Below are 1150 nucleotides of genomic sequence, written 5' to 3'. Positions count from 1 at the left end.
CCGTTAGGGGTTCGGGCGGGCGGGGGCCAGGGTTTGCCGAGCCATCGGTAAAGGTGTCTGGGACGCCCGCGGGACCCGCCGTCCAAGATCATGGTGACGTAGCCGGCCTCCTTGAGATCCTTGAGGTACCGCTGGACCGTGGACCGGTCCCGGCCGATCTGGTCGGCGATCTCCGCCGCCGACATCGGCTCGGACGCCCAGAGCAGCACGGCGACGATCTCTTCCCTGACCCCGGTCCGGGCGGGCGGTGCAGGCGGTGCGGGCTGGGTGGGCGGTGCGGGCCGGTCGGGCTGGATGGGCTGGTCGGGCGGTGCGGGCCGGTCGGGCTGGATGGGCTGGTCGGGCGGTGCGGGCTGGTCGGGCTGGGCGGGCCGGTCCCTGAGATGACCCCAGAGATCGTCGATTGCGCGGCCAATTTTTTTGAGTTCGCGGGCAAGTTTTTTGAGTTCGGCCCGGTTATATAGCGTGATCACTATGATAGTGGTGATGCCGACGACCACTTGCAGGCCCAGATTCTCCGCGGCGCTGGGCAGCTGCGTGAGCAACTGGTGGTGCAGATCCTTCATGCTGACGTCGACTCTGACCTCACCGACGGTCTTACCGTCGGTGTCGCGCAGCGGAACCTCGGCGCGCACGGACGACCCCAGGCTCCCGGACCCGCGACTGACAGTCTCCTGTTCGTGGAGGGCACCCGAGGGGTCGGCGCTGACCGGTTTGCCGATGTTCTTCGGATCGGGATCGGAGCAGCGGATACCCCGGCTGTTGATGACGACCACGGACTGCGCTCCTGTGAGTCGCCGGGCCTGTTCGGCGAGAGCCTGCACCTCCCCCGCGGAATCCTTCCCCATGACCGCCCGGGCCAGGAGCAGGTCGGATGCCACCGCACGCGCGATCTCAATCGCTCCCTGCTGGCGCTGGTGGACAAGGTCCGTGTACAGCTTCAGGTCGGTCAGTCCACTCCCGATGCACAGCACGAGCAGTAGGGAGACGACGCGCATAGGTACTGCCCCTAGTGGTGGATCGAGATGGATGGTTCGACAGGCCGTAAGCGTAGGCCGACCGGCATGAGCGGCGCCCCGAGTCGCGAACCGGAAGGCACGACGCCCATCGCCCGATGGTGCCCGAAGATCCGTCCGCGCTGTCGTACGAT

At 67.3% G+C, this 1150-nt stretch carries 1 protein-coding gene; it reads right to left on the bottom strand.

Annotated elements, in window-relative coordinates:
• Positions 1 to 998: helix-turn-helix domain-containing protein (locus AC08OU_RS22335; RefSeq protein ID WP_476605704.1), on the bottom strand; the 998-nt coding region annotated here is incomplete at its 3' end.
• Between the last annotated feature and the right edge of the window lie 152 nt (positions 999 to 1150).

Source organism: Frankia sp. CcMO1 (assembly GCF_977945845.1).
The sequence above is the reverse complement of the archived record's forward strand: the minus strand, read 5'-3'. Positions and strand labels throughout refer to the sequence as shown.